This window comes from Pseudomonas leptonychotis (genome assembly GCF_004920405.1).
GTDB lineage: Bacteria > Pseudomonadota > Gammaproteobacteria > Pseudomonadales > Pseudomonadaceae > Aquipseudomonas > Aquipseudomonas leptonychotis.
Genome location: NZ_RFLV01000003.1, coordinates 408,844 through 424,408, shown reverse-complemented (window position 1 = coordinate 424,408; position 15,565 = coordinate 408,844). Strand labels below are relative to the sequence as shown.

10 protein-coding genes and 1 pseudogene are annotated in these 15,565 nt (G+C 62.5%); 5 read left to right on the top strand and 6 right to left on the bottom strand.

Annotated features, from left to right (window positions below; genetic code table 11):
• Nucleotides 1-97 precede the first annotated feature (97 nt).
• The 5 genes from ispA to D8779_RS16255 all read right to left on the bottom strand — a co-directional run bounded on the left by ispA (nucleotide 98) and on the right by D8779_RS16255 (nucleotide 4,178).
• On the bottom strand, nucleotides 98-985 hold the full coding sequence (gene ispA, locus D8779_RS16275) for a (2E,6E)-farnesyl diphosphate synthase (RefSeq protein WP_136665537.1): 888 nt from the start codon (nucleotides 983-985) through the stop codon (nucleotides 98-100).
• Entirely contained in the window at nucleotides 982-1,227 is a 246-nt protein-coding gene (locus tag D8779_RS16270) for an exodeoxyribonuclease VII small subunit (RefSeq protein WP_136665536.1), read from the bottom strand. Before D8779_RS16270 ends, ispA begins: the two co-directional genes overlap by 4 nt.
• 92 nt (nucleotides 1,228-1,319) lie before the next feature.
• The gene (locus D8779_RS16265) at nucleotides 1,320-1,769 is read right to left on the bottom strand and encodes a DUF2214 family protein (protein WP_136665535.1); all 450 of its coding nucleotides are present in this window, start codon (nucleotides 1,767-1,769) and stop codon (nucleotides 1,320-1,322) included.
• A gap of 23 nt (nucleotides 1,770-1,792) precedes the next feature.
• Nucleotides 1,793-2,821, bottom strand: a complete 1,029-nt coding sequence (locus D8779_RS16260) for a GGDEF domain-containing protein (protein WP_136665534.1) — start codon at nucleotides 2,819-2,821, stop codon at nucleotides 1,793-1,795.
• Nucleotides 2,808-4,178 (bottom strand): MATE family efflux transporter, encoded by a 1,371-nt coding sequence (locus D8779_RS16255; RefSeq protein ID WP_205895835.1) that lies wholly within the window; start codon nucleotides 4,176-4,178, stop codon nucleotides 2,808-2,810. Before D8779_RS16255 ends, D8779_RS16260 begins: the two co-directional genes overlap by 14 nt.
• Before the next feature lie 243 nt (nucleotides 4,179-4,421).
• Here D8779_RS16255 and D8779_RS16250 point away from each other — a divergent pair, with 243 nt between their 5' ends.
• Nucleotides 4,422-9,344 (top strand): alpha-2-macroglobulin family protein, encoded by a 4,923-nt coding sequence (locus D8779_RS16250; RefSeq protein ID WP_136665533.1) that lies wholly within the window; start codon nucleotides 4,422-4,424, stop codon nucleotides 9,342-9,344.
• A gap of 194 nt (nucleotides 9,345-9,538) precedes the next feature.
• Here D8779_RS16250 and D8779_RS16245 read toward each other — a convergent pair whose 3' ends face one another.
• The gene (locus D8779_RS16245; RefSeq protein ID WP_136665532.1) at nucleotides 9,539-9,832 is read right to left on the bottom strand and encodes a hypothetical protein; all 294 of its coding nucleotides are present in this window, start codon (nucleotides 9,830-9,832) and stop codon (nucleotides 9,539-9,541) included.
• A gap of 145 nt (nucleotides 9,833-9,977) precedes the next feature.
• On the opposite strand from D8779_RS16245, the gene pbpC reads away from it, so the two are divergent.
• From pbpC to D8779_RS21160, 4 genes and pseudogenes are all read left to right on the top strand, one after another.
• On the top strand, nucleotides 9,978-12,359 hold the full coding sequence (pbpC, locus tag D8779_RS16240; RefSeq protein ID WP_136665531.1) for a peptidoglycan glycosyltransferase PbpC: 2,382 nt from the start codon (nucleotides 9,978-9,980) through the stop codon (nucleotides 12,357-12,359).
• Nucleotides 12,360-12,555: 196 nt separating this feature from the next.
• Nucleotides 12,556-13,482, top strand: a complete 927-nt coding sequence (locus D8779_RS16235) for a substrate-binding domain-containing protein (protein WP_240789752.1) — start codon at nucleotides 12,556-12,558, stop codon at nucleotides 13,480-13,482.
• 130 nt (nucleotides 13,483-13,612) lie between these two features.
• Nucleotides 13,613-14,674: pseudogene (locus D8779_RS21165) on the top strand (cache domain-containing protein); the annotation flags it as partial.
• 132 nt (nucleotides 14,675-14,806) lie between these two features.
• A complete protein-coding gene (locus D8779_RS21160) occupies nucleotides 14,807-15,544 on the top strand; it encodes a methyl-accepting chemotaxis protein (protein ID WP_420875612.1) in 738 nt (245 codons plus the stop codon).
• Nucleotides 15,545-15,565 lie beyond the last annotated feature (21 nt).

Here is a 15,565-nt window from a genome sequence, read left to right as displayed (position 1 = left end):
CTTGCAGCTCTGGTTCCTGCATCCATGCAGTCGCAGTCGAGACAAGAGCAGTGCAGCTCGCCGCTACAGCGCCTCCCACATGAGTGTCTGAGGCGGCTTAGCTGCGCCGTTCGACGATGTAGCGAGCCAATTCACGCAGCGGCTCAGCGGCTTGGTCGAAGGGGCGCAAGGCATGCAAAGCCTGGTCGCGCAACTCCAGGGCATAGGTCTTGGCCGCGTCGAGGCCGAGCAGGGCGGGGTAGGTGGGTTTGTCGTGGGCCTGGTCTTTACCTTGGGTTTTGCCAAGGGTGGCCGTGTCACTTTCCACGTCGAGAATATCGTCCTGCACCTGAAAGGCCAGGCCGATGGCACGGGCATAAGTGTGCAGCGCTTTTAACGCATGTTCGTCGGCCTGACCGCTGGCCAGGGCGCCAAGCTGCACGCTGGCTTCGATCAAGGCGCCGGTTTTGTGCCGGTGCATGATTTCCAGCGCGCCCTGGTCGAGCTGCTGCCCGACTGAACCGAGGTCGATGGCCTGGCCGCCGACCATACCGGCCGGGCCAGCGGCACGGGCCAGGGTACTGACCATGGCCAACCGCAGTTCGGCGCCATGCGGGTTGTGTGCGGCGTCGGCAAGCACCTCGAAGGCCAGGCTTTGCAGGCCGTCGCCGGCGAGAATCGCGCAGGCTTCGTCGAAGGCGATATGGGTGGTCGGCTGGCCACGGCGCAGGTCGTCATCGTCCATGGCGGGCAGGTCATCGTGGACCAGGGAATAGGCGTGAATCAGTTCCACCGCGCAGGCCGCTGCATTGGCGCGCTCCGGCTCGCCCCCGAGGGCTTCACAGGCGGCGTAAACCAGCAGCGGACGCACCCGTTTGCCACCATTGAACAGGCTGTAGCGCATGGCTTGGTAGAGCCGCTCCAGCTCTGGTTGGGTGGGGCTGAACAGGCGGTTGAGGGCGCTGTCGACGCGGTCCTGGCACTGGATCTGGTAGCCCGCAATCATGCCTGTTGATCCGCGTCGAAGGGGGCTTCCTCCAGCTCGCCGTCGCGCTCCATGAGGATCTGCACTTTCTGTTCGGCCTGAGCCAGGGCAGTCTGACAGTCGCGTGTCAGGCGCACGCCTTGCTCGAAGGCGGTCAGCGAGTCTTCCAGCGACAGCTCGCCGTTTTCCAGACGTTCGACCAGGCTCTGCAGATCGGTCAGGGATTGCTCGAAGTCGAGCGCGGCTTTTTTGCGGGCGGCCATGGCGGGGTTCTCGGGGCAGATCGGGAAAGTTAGAACCGGCGCGACACTAGCAGAGCCATGCCGCGCGGGCAAATCAAGCGGTTCGCTGGTGGCTAGCTGCCGTAGCCGCGCGCCATCAGCACCGCTAATAATGGGATGGCCAGCAGCAGTAACAGTTCCACGCGAATAACTGTGATCACCAGCCGCGCCTGGCGGGCGCTGACCTGCGGCACTTCGCCGGCTTTGAGGCTGTTGCGCCAGTTGAGGAAGACAAAGGTTGGCCCCACGGAAATCAGCCCGACCAGAATAAACAGGCCGACCTTGGCATGAAACAGGCTGTTGCCCAGGTAGTAGTCCAGGCCCTTGCCGTACAAGAGCACCCGCGCCAGGCCGCTAAGCAACACCACGCCGGCGCAGATGCCGTAGGCGATATCGGTGATGATCAGGCTGCGCGCGCGGCGCAGGTCCAGCGGCAGTTTGAATTGCACATGCTCAATGCTGAGCAGGGCAAACAGCAGAAAAATTGACAGGTAATGCAGGTAGGCGGCAATCGCTTGGCCCATCGTTACGTTCCTTCATCGGTGGATTAGTGGGCGAATTCGACCCGGTTACGGCCGTTACCTTTGGCCTGATAAAGCGCTTGGTCGGCGCGGTTCAGGGTGTCGCTGGGCGCTTCCTGGCTGGCACGCAAGGCGGCGCCAATGCTGATGGTAAGGCTGAGTGGCTGGTTGTCGATGCTCAAGGAGCTATTGCTCATGGCGCTGCGAATACGCTCGGCGATCTGGAGCAACTCTTGCGGGTCATGCACTTGCAGTAGCACCACGAACTCCTCGCCACCGCTGCGCGTGACCACATCCTGCGGACGCACGGCGGCGCTGATGCGTCGTGCGGCCTCCCACAGCACTTGATCGCCGAAGGCATGGCCGTGGCTGTCATTGACCTTCTTGAAGTAATCCAAGTCGCAGAACAGTACGCCGAGGTGCATGCCCAGTTCATCGGCCTTTTGTTGGTGCCGAGGTAAAAAGTGATTGAGGCCGGCGCGATTCCAGAGCTGGGTCAATGGGTCAAGCATGGTTTTGCGCTGCTCGCGGCTCAGCGCCGCTCGCAACTGTGCGGTCTGCTCGCTGACATGGCGCAGTTTCAGGTAGCCCTCCACCAGTATGGCCATGTCGCTAAACAGCCGTTGCTGTTGCTCGGTCAGTTGCTGCGGTGTCGGGTCGATCAAGCACAGGGTGCCCAGCGCCTGGCCTTCCTCGGAGAACAGCGGCTGTCCGGCGTAAAAACGGATATGCGGATTGTTGGTCACCACCGGGTTGTCATGAAAACGCAAGTCTTTTTGCGTGTCTTCAACAATAAACGGCTGGGTGCCAAGAATGGCGTGGGCGCAAAAGGAGATGATGCGTGGGGTTTCGGTGATCTCCAGGCCAATGCGAGCTTTAAACCATTGACGGTCGTGGTCGATCAGGCTGACCAAGACGGTCTTGACCGCGAACACCTCGCGCACCACCCGCACCAAGGTGTCGAGGTAGGGGTCGGCAGGCGTGTCGAGCAGCTCTTGATCATCGAGGATCTGCTGGCGCCGCTCTTCATCGCAGGGTATTTCAGGGCTGAGCATGGGAGGCACCTGAGGAGCTGGGGGCGAACCATTGATCGGCCCGGGTCAGGCGGTAAGCATAGCCGCCCAAGCACAGGCTGCGCAGCCCCATAAAGCTGAGAAAGGCCAGCCACAAGCCGTGGTTGCCGAGTGGCTGCAAAGCCCAGGCCAGCGGCAGGCTGAGCAGCAGCGCCAGGAGCATGGCATCACGCATTTCACGGGCGCGTGTGGCACCTATAAACAGGCCGTCGAGCAGGTAGCTCCACACCGCGATCAGCGGCAGCGCAGCGAGGTACGGCAGGTAGGCGAACGCCGCCTCGCGCACCCCTTCAATGTTGGTCTGCAGGCTGATAAACCAGTGCCCACCGAGCAGAAAGAACAGTGCAAAGCCGATGCTGGCGAACAGCGACCAACCACCGGCAACGATCAGTGTTCGGCGCAGTGCCGGGCGATCTCGGGCGCCCAAGGCATGCCCGCATAGCGCTTCCAGCGCATGGGCCAGACCGTCGAGGGCGTGGGCGGCCAGTAACAGGCCATTGAGCAGCAGGGCGTTGGCCGCCACGGTGGCATCGCCCAGGCGCGTACCCTGCACCGTGATCAGGAAGAACACCGCTTGCAGCGCCAGGGTGCGGATAAAGATGTCGCGGTTGACGGTTAGCAAGGGCCGCCAGTTCAGCCAGCGGCGCAGCGCCGCCCAGTCCAGTGTGCCGGCGTAGGCGCGTAGGGCGCGACGCGCCAGGTACAGGCCGAGCAGCGCACCGCTCCATTCGGCAATCACTGAGGCCCAGGCCGCGCCGGCCACGCCCCAGTGCAGGCCGAGGACAAACAGCAGGTCGAGGGCAATATTCAGCAAGTTGGTGGTGAGCAGAATGGCCAGCGGGCCGCGGGCGTTTTGCGTGCCCAGTAACCAGCCGACCAGGGCGTAGGTGGCCAGCGCGGCCGGCAGGCCGAACAAGCGGATATGCAGGTAACCGCGCGCCAGCTCGTCGAGTTGCGCCGAAGGGTTCATCAGGTCCAGAGCGGCGCTGCTCAGCGGGATGGCCAGGCTGATCAGTAGCGCCGCCAGCAGCACGCCAAGCAAAAGACCCTGTGTCAGCACCTGCCGCAGTGCGCCGCCATCATCACGGCCGGCTGCCTGAGCACTAAAACCGGTGGTGCCCATGCGCAAAAAGCCTACGGCCCAAGTCAACAGGGTGTACAGGCTGCCGCCTACGGCCACGGCGGCCAATTGGTGGGCGTGCGGCAGATGGCCGATCACTGCGCTGTCGACCAGCGCCACCAGCGGTACCGAGAGGTTGCTCAGAATCATCGGCGCAGCCAATGCCCACACCCGTTTATGAGTAGGAGCGTGCTGCCAGGCGTCGCGTATGGCGGTTATCACATGTGCCCTCAATCTTGGCTGAATACAGCGACAACGAAGTGCGCGGGTACGGGTTATAGGCCGGCTATTAAACACGGATCGCCGGGCGTGCGCTGCTGAGCGATATTGCGTTTGCCCAACTAGAGCCGGCTTTAACGTAGCCGGGCCGGCGTGTCGCAGATCGTTAAGCGTTTCTTAGTCCTCGCTAAGCGCCTCGACTATAGTGTCTGTCCTCTGCATCTACCCCTGTTGGAGCCCGCAATGCCGAAGAATGGACTGCTTCTGGCACTTGTCCTGAGCCTGCTCAGCGCCTGTGATTCTTCCACCTCTGGGCCTGCCGAAGTGACGGCGACCCAAGCCGCCCCGGTGAGCCCTGAAGTGGCCACGCCTGCGGTTGACCGCCAGGCGTTAGCCGAGCGCTACGCCGGCCGCGAGCTGACGGTGGTGGATGTGTCGGAAGTGCAGCTGGAGGGCGCCAGCACGCTGTCGATCAGCTTTTCGGTGCCGCTCGACCCGGAGCAGAAACTCAGCGAGCGCCTGCACCTGGTCGACAGTAAAAGCGGCAAGGTCGACGGCGCTTGGGAGCTGACCGATAACCTGATGGAGGTGCGCCTGCGCCATCTGGAGCCGCAGCGCAAGCTCGTGCTGACGGTGGATGCCGGGCTGCTCGGGCTGAACGGCAAGAGCCTGGGGGCTGAACAGGTGACCCGCCTGGAAACCCGCGACTTGCAGGCCAGTGTCGGCTTCGCCAGCCGTGGCTCCTTGCTGCCCACGCGCCTGGCCGAAGGCCTGCCAGTGATTGCCCTGAACGTCGACAAGGTCAATGTCGAGTTCTTCCGCATCAAGCCCGAATCGTTGCCGGCCTTCCTCAACCGCTGGGGCCGTTCAAGTAATCTGGATAACTGGGAATCCCGTAACCTGCTGCCAATGGCCGATTTGGTCTATGGCGGTCGTTTTGACCTAAACCCGGCCCGCAACACCCGCGAAACCCTGCTGCTGCCGGTTGCCGGCCTGGAGCCATTCAAACAGCCCGGCGTGTACCTGGCGGTGATGCGTGAAGCTGGCAGCTACAACTACTCGCAACCGGCCACGTTGTTCACCCTGAGTGATATCGGCCTGTCTGCGCGGCGCTACCAGAATCGCCTCGATGTCTTCACCCAGGCCCTGGCCGGCGGTGCTGCCCTGAGCGATGTACGTCTGGAAGTTCTCGATGCAGAAGGCCAGGTGCTGGCCGAAGGCGAGACCGACAATGCGGGTCACGCGCAGCTGCCGCTGCCACCCAAGGCCGAGGTGCTGCTGGCCCATCAGGGCGAGCAAACCAGCCTGCTGCGCCTGAACAGTTCAGCGCTGGACCTGGCTGAGTTCGACATTGCAGGGCCTGCTGCCCACCCCTTGCAGTTCTTCGTGTTTGGCCCGCGTGATCTCTATCGCCCGGGCGAAACCGTGCTGCTCAATGGCTTGCTGCGTGATGCCGATGGCCGCGCGGTAAAAACCCAGCCAGTAAATGTGGAAGTGCGCCGCCCGGATGAGCAGGTCAGCCGCAAGTTCGTTTGGCAGGCCGACGAGGCCGGTTTGTTTCAATACCAACTGCAACTGGCTGACGAGGCGCCGACTGGCCGCTGGCAGTTGTTGTTTGAGTTGGGTGACGGCAAGCCGCAGCTGTATGAATTCTCCGTGGAAGACTTCCTGCCGGAACGTCTGGCGCTGGAACTCAAGGGCAATGAAAAACCCTACACCCCCGCACAAAACGCCCGTTTCGATGTGACCGGGCGTTACCTGTATGGCGCGCCGGCAGCCGGCAATCGCCTTAGCGGTCAGCTCTATGTGCGACCGCTGCGTGAGGCGGTGGCCAGTCTGCCGGGCTACCAGTTCGGTTCGGTCACCGAAGAAGAGCTGAGCGAAGACATCGAGCTGGATGAAACCAGCCTGGACGAGCAGGGCAAGGCTAGCCTGGACATTGAAAGCCGCTGGGCCGATGCAAAATCACCGCTGCGACTGATTCTTCAGGCCAGCTTGCAGGAATCCGGTGGCCGGGCGATTACCCGGCGGGTTATTCAGCCGGTTTGGCCAGCTGAGCGTTTGCCCGGTGTGCGCGGACTGTTCGATGGCGAGGAAGTGGATGCCGACAGCCTGGCCGAGTTCGAGGTGTTGGTGGCGGATGCCGCCGGCAACAAACTGGCAGCGGATCAACTCAGCGTGCGCCTGATTCGTGAGCGCCGTGACTACTTCTGGAACTTCTCCGAAAGCGATGGCTGGAGCCACAACTACAACGAAAAATTCCTTACCTTGAGCGAAGAAACCCTCAAGGTCGCGGCCGGCGGCACCGCCAAAATCAGCTTCCCGGTGGAGTGGGGCCCGTACCGCGTCGAAGTCATCGATGCACAGACGGGCCTGCTCAGCAGCCTGCGTTTCTGGGCCGGCTACCGCTGGCAGGACAATGCCGACGGCGGCGCCGTGCGCCCGGATCAGGTCAAGCTGGCGCTGGATAAACCGGCGTACGTCGATGGCGATACTGCCCTGGTCACCGTCACCCCGCCTGCGGCGGGTAAGGGCTACCTGATGGTCGAGTCCAGTGAAGGGCCGTTGTGGTGGCAAGAGATCGAGGTGCCGGCTGAAGGTAAGACCTTCGACATTCCGATTGCCAAGGATTGGGCACGCCATGACCTGTATGTCAGTGCTTTGGTAATCCGTCCCGGTGAGCGTCAGAGCAACGCCACGCCCAAACGCGCAGTAGGCCTGCTGCACCTGCCGCTGGCGCGTGCGCCGCGCAAACTGGCGCTAACCCTCACGGCTGCGGAGAAGATGCGCCCCAACCAGCCGCTCACCGTCAAGGTGCAGGCGCGCAACGCCGATGGCAGCATCCCGAAACAGGTGCATGTGCTGCTGGCGGCGGTGGATGTCGGGATTCTCAATATCACCGAGTACGCCACGCCCGATCCCTTCGCCAACTTCTTCGGCCGCAAGGCTTATGGCGCGGACCAGTTGGACATATACGGGCAACTGATCGAAGCCGGTCAGGGCCGCGTAGCCAAGCTGGCCTTCGGCGGTGACGCGGCGCTGGCCGGTGGCGGCAAACGTCCGGACACCAGCGTGCTGATCGTCGCGCTACAAAGCCAGCCGCTGGCGTTGAACGAGCAAGGCGAAGGTGAAGTCAGCCTGAATATTCCTGACTTCAACGGCGGGCTGCGGCTGATGGCGCAAGCCTGGACCGACGAGCACTACGGCATGGGCGAAGGCAAAACGGTGGTTGCCGCCCCGCTGATCGCTGAGCTGTCGGCCCCGCGTTTCCTGGCCGGCGGCGATGAAACTACCCTGGCGCTAGACCTGAGCAACCTGTCCGGGCATGAGCAGAAACTGGATGTACAGCTAAGCGCCGAAGGCCAGCTGCGTCTGACGCAGAACTCCGGCGCGGCAATGGCACCGATTACTCTGGCGGATGGTCAGCGCACCATTCTGCGCATCCCGGTGACCGCGTTAGGTGGTTACGGCCAGGGCCGTTTCAAGGTCAGCGTCAAGGGTTTGGTATTGCCGGGCGAGGATCTGCCGCCGTTTAGCCGTGAGTGGACCCTGGGTATTCGCCCGGCCTATCCGGCGCAGCTGCAGCACTTTCGCGCGGTGCTCAAAGATGACGCTTGGCTGCTGCCGGCCAACGCCCTGAGCCGCTTTGAAGCGGCCGGCCTGGAAGCGCGCCTGGCGATTTCCAGCCGGCCGCCGCTCAACCTTGGCGAGCAGATTCGCGCGCTTAAAGCCTATCCGTACGGCTGCCTGGAGCAGACCACCAGCGGCCTGTATCCATCGCTGTACGCCGACGCGGCCACTCTGAAGCGTCTTGGCGTTGAAGCCGAGCCAGATGAGCAGCGCAAACGCGCCATCGAGCTGGGCATTGAGCGTCTGCTGAGCATGCAGCGCTACAACGGCAGCTTCGGTCTGTGGGGCGCCGACAGCGACGAGGAGTACTGGCTGACGACCTACGTCAGCGACTTCCTCCTGCGTGCCCGCGAGCAGGGTTTCGGTGTGCCGGACGAAGCGCTGAAAAAAGCCAGCGAACGCCTGCTGCGTTATGTGCAAGAGCGTCACCTGATCGAGGTCAACTACAGCGACAACGCCAACCATAGCCGCTTTGCCGTGCAGGCCTACGCCGGCTACGTGCTGGCGCGCAGCCAACAGGCGCCGTTGGGCGCGTTACGTAGTTTGTATGAGCGGCGCAGCGATGCGCTGTCCGGCTTGCCGTTGGTACACCTGGCCGTGGCCCTGCAAAAAATGGGTGACCAGCCGCGTGCCGATGAGCTGCTGACTGCCGGCCTGGCCCGTGGTCGCGACAGCAACACCTGGTTGGCCGACTACGGCAGCCCGTTGCGCGACCAGGCGCTGATTCTGGCGTTGCTGGAAGAGCATGATCTGGCGAAAAACCGACGTGAGGAACGCTTGTTCAACCTGGCCGATGAAGTGGCCGGGCAACAGTGGCTGTCGACCCAGGAGCGCAACTCGCTGTACCTGGCCGGCCGTAATCTGTTGAGCAAACCGGAGCCGAGCTGGAGCGCGGCGCTGCAAAGCGGCAGCCTGGCCTTCGAGCTGAGCAATGCCCAGCCGGGCCTCAAGCTCGATGGCAGTGATCTGGCTGCGCCGCTGAGTATCAGCAATTCCACGGACAAACCGGGCGATACGCCGCTGTATCAGCAGTTGACCCTGTCCGGCTACCCAAGCCAGGCCCCGGCGGCGGGTGGTGTAAACCTCAGCATCTACCGTGAGTACCTGGGCATGGATGGCCGCAAGCTGGACCTGAGCAACCTGCAGAGCGGCGAGCTGGTGCTGGTGCACCTGGCCGTGGCGGCCAAGCAGCGGGTGCCGGATGCCCTGGTGGTTGACCTGCTACCGGCGGGCCTGGAGCTGGAAAACCAGAACCTGGCACAAAGCTCGGCCAGCCTGGATGACGCCAGCAGCGCGGTGAAGGCGTGGCGTGAGTCGATGCAGAACGCGGCGATCAAGCATCAGGAGTTTCGTGGTGATCGTTACGTCGCGGCTCTGGATGTAAATGGCTACGACACCACTCACTTGCTGTACCTGGCCCGCGCCGTGACGCCTGGTAGCTATCGCGTGCCACCACCGCAAGTGGAGTCGATGTACCGGCCGAACTGGCAGGCACTGGGCGAAAGTCCGGGGCGTTTGGTGGTCAAAGAGCGCTAGAACCTGTCTCGGATCTGCTGCGCGTCGGCGATACTGCGTTAAAAATGGCCTCGGAATGCTCATTTACAACTCGTAAACTCCGCTTCCTCGGCCATTTTTGCCTTGTCTCGCTCTAGCTCGCGAGACCCGAAACAGGTTCTTCGAACGTACAAGGCCCGCCAAATTGGCGGGCCTTGTTGTTTAGCCAGGGTGACTTAGCTGATCAGGCCGCTCAGCAACCATAGTCCGAGTACCAGCCAGATCATCCCAGCAATGATCGAGCGTCGCATAAAAGCGCGTACCGCCAGGTACAGCAACCAGAGACCGGTCACTAGAACCACGATGCTGAGCAAGGAGGGCGTCACCCCCAAGGCCTTGGACATGCCCGCGATAAAGCTGCTGACCGCCCCGCCGAGCATGCCGAAAAAGCCGCTCATGCCCTCGACAATAAAGCGGATGACTGAGCCGACCGCTTCGCCAAGGGATTCAAAAAAACCTTCTACCGCCATGATTTCTGTTCCAAACGCGTGTATGTGATGGTTGCTGCGCGTCAGTGTGCCAGCCATTTGGCAGAATGGCAGCGCTATCGTTTGAGCGACACGCCAGTTGTGCATGGCCGTGGGCTGCACCTCAAGACAAGGAACACAGCAACACATGAGCGGCATCAAGCAAGGGTTGCGGCCCGGTTTATCGACCTGGACGCTCAGGCTGTGGCATCTACTGCGCCGGCCGTGGCTGTTGGCTGCGCTGTGTTTACTGGCCGTGCTGGCGCTAGCTGACCGCCTGTTTCCACTGCCTTTGCCGGCGGATGACCTGGCGCGCGTGGTGCTGGCTGAGGATGGCGCGCCGTTGTGGCGCTTTGCTGATCAGGAGGGTGTGTGGCGTTATCCGGTCAGCCCCAATGAGGTTTCGCCCTATTACCTGGACGCGCTGCTGACCTACGAAGATCGCTGGTTTTACCAGCACCCGGGCGTTAATCCGTTGGCGTTGGCGCGCGCGGCCTGGCAGAACCTCAGCGGTGGGCGGGTGCTCTCAGGCGGCAGTACGCTGTCGATGCAGGTGGCGCGTTTGCTCGATCCACATGCGCGCAGTTATCCCGGCAAGCTCAAGCAGCTGTGGCGCACGCTGCAGCTGGAATGGCACCTGTCCAAGGACGAAATCCTCACCCTCTACCTCAACCGCGCGCCCTTCGGTGGCACCTTGCAAGGCGTGGCAGCGGCCAGTTGGGCTTATCTGGGCAAGTCGCCGCGCCAGCTGACCCGCGCCGAGGCCGCCTTGCTCGCGGTGCTGCCGCAGGCGCCCAGCCGCTTGCGCCCGGATCGACATCCCGAACGGGCTCAGGCCGCGCGCGACAAAGTACTCAAGCGGCTGGACAGTTTTGGCGTGTGGCCGCAGGCAGCGATTAATGATGCGCTGGAGGAGCCGGTGTTGCTGGCTCCACGTCAGGAACCACGGCTGGCACCGCTGTTGGCGCGCAGGCTGAATACGCGCGGCAGCCCACCGCTGATTCGCACCACCCTGGATGCTGCGTTGCAGCGTCGTCTGGAAGACCTGTTGCTGGGCTGGCGCGCGCGACTGCCGGAGCGCACCTCGGCGGCGATTCTGGTGGTCGAGCAGCCAAGCATGGCGGTACGCGCCTACCTGGGCTCGGTGGATATCGGCGACGCCAAACGCTTCGGCCATGTCGACATGATCAGTGCCGTACGCTCGCCGGGCTCAACGCTGAAACCCTTCCTCTACGGGATGGCGCTGGATGAAGGGCTGATTCACGCCGAATCACTGCTGCAGGATGTGCCACGCCGCTATGGCGATTACCGGCCGGGCAACTTTGCCGCCGGTTTCAGCGGCGCCGTGTCGGCCAGCGAGGCCTTAGCCACCTCGCTCAACCTGCCCGCCGTGCAGCTACTGGAAGCCTTCGGCCCGAAACGTTTTGCCGGTGAGTTGCGCAGTGCCGGGGTGCCGTTATTGCTGCCGCCGCTGGCCGAACCTAACTTGGCACTGATTCTCGGTGGCGCCGGCAGCCGCCTGGAAGAACTGGTCAGCGGTTACAGCGCTTTTGCCCGTGGCGGCAAGGCTGCCCGTTTGCGCTTTCAGCCACAGGATGCGCTGTATGAGCGGCGCCTGCTGTCGCCAGGTGCGGCGTGGATCGTAAGGCATATTCTCAGCGGTCAGGCGCGCCCAGACCGCGACCCGCGCGCGCAGTTGGTGCAGCGGCCCAGCCTGGCCTGGAAAACCGGCACCAGTTATGGCTTTCGCGATGCCTGGGCGATTGGCGTAGCGCCGCGCTACCTGATTGGCATCTGGATCGGCCGCCCCGATGGCACCCCGGTGCCGGGACAGTTCGGCTTGGCTTCGGCCGCACCTTTGCTGTTGCAGGTGCACGATTTGTTGGTTAATCGCGATAGCCAGCGCGGTATAGCTTTGCCGGTTGACCCACAGCCTGCGTCGGTCGGCGTTGCCGCTATTTGTTGGCCGCTTGGGCAGCCACTGGATAGCAGTGACCCCAACTGTCGGCGCCAGCGCTTTGCCTGGACTTTGGACGGCACCACGCCGCCGACCTTGTTGGCGCAGGATCAGCCGCTGGGGCTCGGGCTGCAGGAGCATTTTTGGGTCAATTCGGCAGGGCTACGGGTCGACTCCCGTTGCCCAGGCGCCACCGCACAGATGTTGGCGCTCTGGCCTGCACCGCTGGAACCCTGGTTGCCGCGTCGCGAACGGCGCAGTGCGCGTTTGCCAGCCGCTGACCCGCAGTGCCCACCGCCTCAGGTGGCGGTTGCTGCACCGCTGTCGATAGTGGGGGTGCGCGAGGGCGACCGTTTACGGCGGCCGGCGGGCAGCGTCGAGCCGCTGCGGTTGCGTCTGTCTGCGCTCGGCGGCAGTGGCCGGCGGTGGTGGTTTGTCGAGGGCCAGCCAATTGCCGAAACCAGTGCCGATGCCGTGTTTAACCACGCCTTTACACGCAGTGGTCAGTATCAGCTGAGTGTGCTGGATGAGAGCGGGCAGACCGCCACGCTGCGGTTCAGCCTAGCCGAATGACAGGTGGCGCAAGAGCGTTGCGCCTCATAACTGACTACGCTGCAAGGAACAGGTCGGCGCGATAAACAGTCGGCCAACAGCGCAGGGATAAGCGATGTCGAGATATGGCTATGCAACTGTTTTCTGCTTGTGTGGGCTGCTGTGCAGCGCGCTAGTTACCGCGAGTGAATGGGCAGGTCCGAAGCAGGCCCCTCCTGTGCGTCGTGACATACAGGTGAGTTTTATCGCGGCGGATTTTCGTAACGGTGGGGTGGTGGGCGTGTACCGCAGCTTTGAGCGTGCCGCCAAGCTGCTGGGCTGGCAGGTGCATGCCGTAGATGGCCGTGGCGATCCGGATGAGATCAGGCGCGCGGCGGCGCTGGTGCTGGAGCGTAAGCCCGATGGCGTGGTGTTGGGTGGGTTCGAGCCGGACTATCTGGGCGATTTGCATAAGGCTTTTAAGGCCCGTGGCATCGTGCTGCTGGGCTGGCACGCCGGGGATCGGCCTGGGCCGACGGACAAACTGTTTAGCAATATCACCAGCGACCCGTTGCAGGTGGCGGATCTGGCGGCTGAATACGCCATGCGTGACGGCCAGATCGGCGTGGTGATTTTTACCGACAGTCAGTTCGCCATTGCTACTGCCAAGACCCAGCGCATGGTGCAGCGTCTGGAGGCATGCGCGCAATGTAAGGTGCTGAGCGTCGAAGACTTGCCGATTGCCAGCGCCGGGCAGGGCATGGATGAGCGTGTGCGTTCATTGCAGCGGCGCTTTGGTGCAGCGTGGAGCCATACCCTGGCGATCAATGATGTGTATTTCGATCACATCAATGTGCCGCTCAATGCGCTGGGGCGTAAGGATATTCGCAATATTTCCGCCGGCGATGGCTCGGCCAAGGCTTTGGGGCGCATCCACTCAGGGTTGTCGCAGCAGGTTGCCACGGTCGCTGAGCCACTGGGGATGCAGGGTTGGCAACTGGTGGATGAGCTGAACCGGGCTTTTGCCGGCCAGCCGCCCAGCCTGTTTGTAACACCTCCACTGTTGATTACCCCGCAGCTGCTCCAGGGCTCGGATGACCTCAGCATCGAGCTGGATTTCAGTCATGAAGAGGCCTACCTGCGGCTGTGGCGTCAGATGAACTGAAAACCCCAAGGCGCTGATTAAAGTCAGCAGGTGCAGCAGCCGATAGCGTTATACGTCGGCGGGCAATTGAGTTTGTATACAAAATTGTATTCAATCACTCACATCAAATAATAAACAAAAGGTATCTCCCATGGGCTTGTGGAAGCGCAGCATTCAGTGGCAGCTGATTCTCAGCATGGGCGCAGCATTGCTCGCCAGTATTTTGATTGTGGTGGGCGTCTATTCGGCAGTGGTCAATCGCCTGAGTGAGCGCTTTCTGGTCGAGGAAGCTTTGCCAGCGCGGGCCCTGGCGATCCGTAATGACCTTGAGCGTGTTCTCACTGCGCCCGTTACGGCCAATGCCGGGATTGCCAGCAATGTGTTCGTCCAGGACTGGCTGGCCAACGGTGAACCTGAGGAGCAGCGCGACTTAGTTGCCCGTTATTTGGAAGGGGTGCGCGAGCAGCAGAACGCCATGACCACCTCGATTGCCGTACTGGACAGCGGCAACTATTTCACGGGCAAGGGCCTGGCCCGGGTAATCAGCCGCGATCAACCCGAGAACCAGTGGTTCTACCGGCTGGTCGATGGCAGCCGTGATCAGGTACTGGAGATCGATATCGACAAAGGCACGCGCCTGCCGACCCTGTTTATCAATCAGCGAATCAAGCAAGGCGGTAAAACCCTCGGTGTCGCCGGGTTGGGGTTCAGCCTCAAGGCCATGTCGGAGATGATTCGTGATTTTCGTTTTGGCGAGCGTGGTCAGGTTTTTCTGATCGACGCCCAGGGTGACATTAAGGTGCACCCGCAAGCTGAGCTAAGCGGCAGTGGTCGTCTGGGTGAGGTGTTTGGCAAGGCCGCTGCCGAGCAATTACTCGGCAGTGATGGCAAGGCGGTGCGCTTTGAGCGCGACGGTGAGCCGTACCTGGCCGTGGCACAGAAGCTCAGCAGTCTTGACTGGCTGCTGGTCAGCGAAGTGCCGGAGGCGGAAATCTATGCCGAAGCGCGTCAGGCATTGCTGATGACCAGCGCCATTGGCGTGGGCGTTGCACTGTTTTTCCTCGGGCTGGTGGTGGTGCTGGCGCGTGGTTTGGTGCGGCCGATTCGTCAGGTGACAGTGGCCTTGGTGGAAATCGGCGGCGGTGGCGGTGATCTGACTCGACGCCTGGATGAGTCGCGTGAAGATGAGTTGGGTGATCTGGCGCGTGGTTTTAATCGCTTTATTGGCGGCCAACGTAGCTTGATCAGCGATGTATTGGCGACCAGCGAGCGCTTGCGTGCCTCGGTGGCCCAGGTTGCACAGGTGGTCGACAACACCGCCGGGCGTTCCGGCCAGCAGCAGGAAATGACTGACATGGTGGCTACCGCCGTGCATGAGATGGGCCTCACCGTGCAGGAAATTGCGCGCAACGCCAGCAATGCCGCGCAGTCCTCGCAAACCGCACGGGACGAGGCGCAGGGCGCACGTAACGAGGTGCGCCAATCTATCGGTCATATCGAAAGCATGTCTACCGACATTGGTAATGCCGCGGCTGCGGTGAGTGAGCTGGCCGAACAGGTGGCATCGATTGATCAGGTGTTGGCGGTGATTCGCGGGATTTCCGAGCAGACCAATTTGCTGGCCTTAAACGCGGCCATTGAGGCGGCGCGTGCCGGTGAAATGGGTCGAGGCTTTGCCGTGGTGGCGGACGAAGTGCGCACCTTGGCCAGTCGCACGCAAAGCTCGACCGATGAAATCCAGCAGATGATTCAACGCCTCAAGCAAGGCGCGGATACAGCGGTGAGTTCCATGCATGCAGGCCAACGCGCCACCGGTACCGGCGTGGAAGCCAGCCAGCGCACGGGGCATTCGCTCAGCGCGATTACCGAGCAGATTGAACGCATCAGTGACATGAATACTCAGGTGGCCACCGCCACCGAGGAGCAGTCATCGGTCACCGAAGAGATCAACCGTAACGTGCAGGGCATTGCCGACCTGGCGCATGCCACCGCCGGTGAGGTTCAGGTGTGCAAAGAGGACTGCAAAACCTTGCGTGGCTTGGCCGATGACCTGGCTAAACAAATGGGCAGCTTCCGCCTGTAGTGACTCAGCCTGCCGGCCGCG

Excerpts from the sequence above, each read along its gene's own strand:
- ispA (WP_136665537.1), bottom strand. The coding sequence starts at position 985 with ATGATTGCGGGCTACCAGATCCAGTGCCAGGACCGCGTCGACAGCGCC.
- D8779_RS16270 (WP_136665536.1), bottom strand. The coding sequence starts at position 1,227 with ATGGCCGCCCGCAAAAAAGCCGCGCTCGACTTCGAGCAATCCCTGACC.
- D8779_RS16265 (WP_136665535.1), bottom strand. The coding sequence starts at position 1,769 with ATGGGCCAAGCGATTGCCGCCTACCTGCATTACCTGTCAATTTTTCTG.
- D8779_RS16260 (WP_136665534.1), bottom strand. The coding sequence starts at position 2,821 with ATGCTCAGCCCTGAAATACCCTGCGATGAAGAGCGGCGCCAGCAGATC.
- D8779_RS16250 (WP_136665533.1), top strand. The coding sequence starts at position 4,422 with ATGCCGAAGAATGGACTGCTTCTGGCACTTGTCCTGAGCCTGCTCAGC.
- D8779_RS16245 (WP_136665532.1), bottom strand. The coding sequence starts at position 9,832 with ATGGCGGTAGAAGGTTTTTTTGAATCCCTTGGCGAAGCGGTCGGCTCA.
- pbpC (WP_136665531.1), top strand. The coding sequence starts at position 9,978 with ATGAGCGGCATCAAGCAAGGGTTGCGGCCCGGTTTATCGACCTGGACG.
- D8779_RS21160 (WP_420875612.1), top strand. The coding sequence starts at position 14,807 with ATGACTGACATGGTGGCTACCGCCGTGCATGAGATGGGCCTCACCGTG.